The organism is Candidatus Igneacidithiobacillus taiwanensis, assembly GCF_031962545.1.
In the GTDB taxonomy this organism is placed as follows: domain Bacteria; phylum Pseudomonadota; class Gammaproteobacteria; order Acidithiobacillales; family Acidithiobacillaceae; genus Igneacidithiobacillus; species Igneacidithiobacillus taiwanensis.
Window position 1 is genome coordinate 1 of record NZ_JAVRKK010000161.1, and the last position, 4,600, is coordinate 4,600.

General features: G+C 61.9%; 5 protein-coding genes. 3 read left to right on the top strand and 2 right to left on the bottom strand.

The window, feature by feature from the left end:
- Positions 1-234: 234 nt before the first annotated feature.
- On the top strand, positions 235-1,053 hold the full coding sequence (gene rsmA, locus RTI30_RS12795) for a 16S rRNA (adenine(1518)-N(6)/adenine(1519)-N(6))-dimethyltransferase RsmA (protein ID WP_312283951.1): 819 nt from the start codon (positions 235-237) through the stop codon (positions 1,051-1,053).
- A complete protein-coding gene (locus tag RTI30_RS12800; protein ID WP_312283952.1) occupies positions 1,050-1,517 on the top strand; it encodes a YbjN domain-containing protein in 468 nt (155 codons plus the stop codon). Before rsmA ends, RTI30_RS12800 begins: the two co-directional genes overlap by 4 nt.
- On the opposite strand, the gene RTI30_RS12805 is transcribed toward RTI30_RS12800, so the two are convergent.
- Both RTI30_RS12805 and argS read right to left on the bottom strand, forming a co-directional pair.
- Complete coding sequence (locus RTI30_RS12805; RefSeq protein ID WP_312283953.1) at positions 1,483-2,286, bottom strand: SPOR domain-containing protein; 804 nt, start codon at positions 2,284-2,286, stop codon at positions 1,483-1,485. The genes RTI30_RS12800 and RTI30_RS12805 overlap by 35 nt on opposite strands.
- 12 nt (positions 2,287-2,298) lie before the next feature.
- Positions 2,299-4,038 (bottom strand): arginine--tRNA ligase, encoded by a 1,740-nt coding sequence (gene argS, locus RTI30_RS12810; protein ID WP_312283954.1) that lies wholly within the window; start codon positions 4,036-4,038, stop codon positions 2,299-2,301.
- Positions 4,039-4,115: 77 nt separating this feature from the next.
- On the opposite strand from argS, the gene RTI30_RS12815 reads away from it, so the two are divergent.
- A partial coding sequence (locus RTI30_RS12815; RefSeq protein WP_312283955.1) for a mechanosensitive ion channel domain-containing protein occupies positions 4,116-4,600 on the top strand: 485 nt, incomplete at its 3' end.

Sequence of the window (4,600 nt, forward strand, 5' to 3'; positions counted from 1 at the left end):
CGAGGTAGGAGGTCTCCCCGCTACAACGCGAGGTACCGCCGTGGGCAGTAAAGAAGGGGTCACCCAGGGTCCAGGCGACATTGCCGCGGGCATAATGGGCAGCTGCTTCTTCCCAGGTTTCCCAAGCCATGGGACGGCCGCTGACGTCGAGACGAAGCACGAGATGCATGGGCTTTCCGTTGCTCAGCGCCCACTGGGGGCGTCGAGTCAATATAGCATGAAGGACGGCAAGAATTGCAAGTAGACAAGCTTCCGCAAGCCAAGAAGCGCTTTGGTCAGAACTTTTTGATTCAGCCGGCCATCGTCGCCCGCATCGTCGCGGCGTTGGCGCCGCAGCCCAATGACGCTCTGCTCGAAATCGGCCCCGGCCCGGGTGCCCTGACGCGTGCGCTTTTGGCGGCGCGGCAAGCGCCTAGCCAAGCTCTGCGCGTCGTCGAGCTCGATCGTGACCTGCTGCCAGGCCTGCATGCCCTCGCTCCGGCCGCGCAACTGCAGGTGATTGCTGGCGATGCCTTGCGCGTCGACTACAAACAGCTCGCCCAAGACAGCGGCCAGCCCCTGCGGGTTGTTGGCAATTTGCCGTACAACATTGCCACGCCGCTGATTTTTCATCTCCTGGAGCAGGCCGAAGCCATCGTCGACCTGCACTTCATGCTGCAAAAGGAGGTTGCCGAGCGTCTTGCTGCCCAGCCGGGCAGTTCGGCCTACGGCCGTCTTTCCCTCATGGTGCAAGCACAGGCGGCAGTGGAGATCTTGTTTCCCGTAGCACCGGGAAATTTTCACCCCGCCCCCAAGGTCGACTCTGCTTTTGTGCGCCTGCTGCCGCACCGGCCGGCGCGGGTGCCGGCCGATTTGCTACCCGTCTTCGCTCGGGTCGTGGCACTTGCCTTTGCGCAACGGCGCAAGACCCTCGCTAACAACTTCAAGGGCGTCTTCGATAGCGCTATGCTGGAGCGCCTGGAAATTTCCCCCGCCGCCCGGGCGGAAACCTTACATTTTGCCGAATTTTACCGCCTCGCCGAGGCACTCGCGCAGAAAGGAGCAAGATCGTGACTCACCTCGAGGCCGCTGCGGCCCTCTTTCAACATCTGGGCTGGAATGCCAAAACTTTGCAGGACTACCCCGTGCTCACCTGTGCCGTTGCGGTGCCCAACGGCGCCCTCGATGTCTTCTGCCATGTACATGCCGAACTGGAGCGGATTCTTTTTTACGTCCGCCCGCAAGGTCTCGAATATCCTGCGGCCCGCCTGCCTGCCATTGCAGAATTCCTGACCCGAGCCAATTACGGCCTGCCCATCGGCAACTTTGAACTCGATTGGGATGACCTCGAAATCAATTGCAAGAGCAGCGTGCAACTGCCGGAGAGGTATCTGAATGTCGAGCTGTTGCAGGCTTATCTCCTGGCGGCCGTGGAAACCAGCAACCATTATCTGCCGGGCTTGCGGGCGGTAGCCGAGGGCAAACAGAGCCCGCGCGAGGCGATCAGCGCGCTGGAGACGCCAACGGCGCAACACTAGGCATGCTGGCCGTCGAGCGCAGGATGGGGGTGATCCCCATGCCGCGGATCTTGGTCAGAGCGGTCTGCGCGTCGCTGGAAGAGGCGTAGCTGCGGGTGAGTACCTGATAGTAGCTCGCCCCGTCAGGGCCGCGCAGCTCTTGCAAGTGGCTTGGAATTCCCATCAGTTCCAGGCGCTCGCGAATCACCTGGGCGCCGGCCAGATTATTGAGGGCACCGACCTGAATGCGCACAGGCCCTCCGCTGGCGGCACTGCTGGTTTCTGCGGCCGGAATACCCGGCCCGCTGCCAAGGATATCGCTGGGAATATCTACCTTCATTTGCGGCAAGATGTGGTAGAAGTTGAATTGCACGGTGCTGCTCGTGGACGCACTGGGGCTGACCGCCGAAGCCAGAGGCGCGACTAGGGGAGCGACGGTTGTCGTTGGCCGAGCAGCCTTCTGGGGAGGCGATTGCACACTGGCTACCGGAGCTGCCGGCAACTTGCTGACAGCGCTTGCTGCCGGGGTCACCGGCGCAGCCGTACCCGCCTGCGGAAACAAACCCAGTTGACCCTTGGTCATGGGTAGGCTCGCAATCCACCACCACACCGCCCCGCTCAGCAAGAGCAAGGCAATCAGGATCAGCCAAATCCAACCACTGCCGCCGCGTCGTGGCGCGATTTCTTCTTCTACCGTCTCCTCGGGCTCTGCCACCACCGGCCGCGGGGTTGGACGTGCCGGGGCCTCGGGCCTCGCTTGGCGACTGCTATGGTCTTTGTAATCGCGCATCCGCCGAATCGCTTACATGCTCTCGGGTGCCGAGACCCCGAGGAGGGCAAGGCCATTGGCCAAGGTCTGCGCCACGGCATTGGCTAGACTGAGGCGCGCCCAGCGTAGGGCATCGTCCTCCACCAAGATGCGGGTGGCGTTGTAATAGGTGTGGAAGCTCGATGCCAACTCCTTGAGATAGAAAGCGATCTGATGCGGCTCGCGGTCGCGTCCGGCACTCGCCACCTGCTCGGGAAAGCGCCAGAGCAAATCGGCGAGTTCCCACTCGCGGGGATCCGTCAAACGATCGAGAGGCACCGCGCCGCTCGGTAAAGACAGGCCGCGCTCCTGCGCTTGACGCCGCAGGGCGTGTACCCGGGCGTGCGCGTACTGGATGTAATACACCGGATTTTCCTCGGAATGTTTGGTGGCCAGTTCGAGGTCGAAATCGAGGTGTTGATCGGCGCGGCGCAGCACGTAGAAGAAGCGCGCGGCATCGTTGCCAACTTCCTGCCGTAACTGGCGCAGGGTGACAAACTCTCCGGCACGCGTCGACATGGAGACCTTTTCCTGGCCGCGGTAGAGGATGGCGAATTGTACCAGCAGCACTTCCAGCATGCCGGGGTCGGCTCCCAGAGCCTGGAGGCTGGCCCGCACCCGGGGAATATATCCATGATGATCGGCACCCCACATATCGATGAGCTGGGTAAAGCCGCGGGTGGTCTTTTCAAAATGGTAGGCGACATCCGAGGCAAAGTAGGTATAGGCGCCATTTTCGCGCTGCAGGACGCGGTCTTTGTCATCGCCAAAGGCGGTGGAACGAAACCACAAAGCCCCCTCGGCACGATAGCAATAGCCGCCCTCGGCGAGCCGCGCCAGGGCACGCTCGATAGCGCCAGTCGCGCTCAAGGTCGCCTCCGAATACCAGTTTTGGTACTGCACCCCAAACTCCGCCAAATCCTCGCGGATGTCGGCCAGAATCTCGTCGAGACCGGCAGCATGCAGTGGCCGATAGTCCTCACCCAGGCTCGACTTGAGGTAGGCAATCAGGGTGTCGATGGCAGCGTCACCATCTTCAATCGCTGCCAAATTGGGCATGCCTGCGGCACTGGCGACGAAGGCATCGCCCACGCGCTCTCGCAGCCGTGCCGCAATCGCGTGCACGTAGTCGCCGCGATAGGCACTCTGCGGAAAGGGCCAGGGCAACTTTTGCCCGGCACATTCGAGGTAGCGTAGGTAGACGCTGGCGGCAAGGATGTCCATTTGCCGCCCAGCGTCGTTGACATAGTATTCGCAGAAAACGTCGTAGCCGCAAAAGCGCAGCAGCGCAGCCAGACTAGCGCCGTAAGCGGCACCGCGGCCATGCCCCACATGCAGGGGTCCGGTGGGGTTGGCGGAGACGAATTCGAGATGAATACGCTGCCCGTTACCCAGCTGCTGGCGACCGAAGTCAGCCCCCTGCGCGAGGACCGTGGCGATGGCCTGCTGAAAGGCAGCAGGACGCAGGAAGAAATTGAGGAAACCGGGGCCGGCAATCTCCACACGCTCGATCCAGGGCGAGGCCGGCAAGGCGCCTTGGATGGCCGCCGCCAGCTCCCGCGGCGGCCTACCCGCGCCCTTGGCGAGCAGTAGGGCTACATTGCTGGCGAGGTGACCGTGCTTGTTCTGCCGCGGGCGGTCAAAATCCAAATGCGCCGGGATTTCCGCCAGAATTCCCTGCTCTTGGAGGGCTTGCAGGGCCTGCGCGAGGGGTTCAGCAACAAAATTTTTCACAAAGCAACCCTTGAGTGTGCACAATTTTTGCTGCAGTGTAGCGCATACGTGTGCCTTTCGTCAGTGGTTAGCCCTTCATGATGCAGTTGCAGGAGATTTGGGCTTGGTTCCGTAGCCCCATCCAATTTCCGGGAGGAATTTCCATCGAGCCCCTCGGGGTGATCGAGCTGATCCTCCTGCTCGTCCTCCTTTTGTGGGGGGCACGCTGGTTGCGGCGCAGCACCCGCATCCTCCTCAGCCGGCGCCTCGACCCTGCCCTTGCCTATGCTATTTCGCGCATCGGCTACTACGTCTTCCTTGCCCTCGGCGCCCTCATCGTCCTGCAGACCTTGGGGGTAAACCTTAGCAGCCTGTCCATTCTGGGTGGCGTGGTCGGTGTGGGCCTCGGCTTTGGCCTGCAGAACATCTTCAGCAACTTTGCCTCGGGCCTCATCCTGCTCATGGAGCGCAGCATCAAGGTAGGCGATTACATCCAAATCAAGGAGAACGGTCCGCACGGTGAGGTCGTCCACTTGGGCGTGCGCTACACCCAGGTGCGCAGTAACGACAATGTCGATTATCT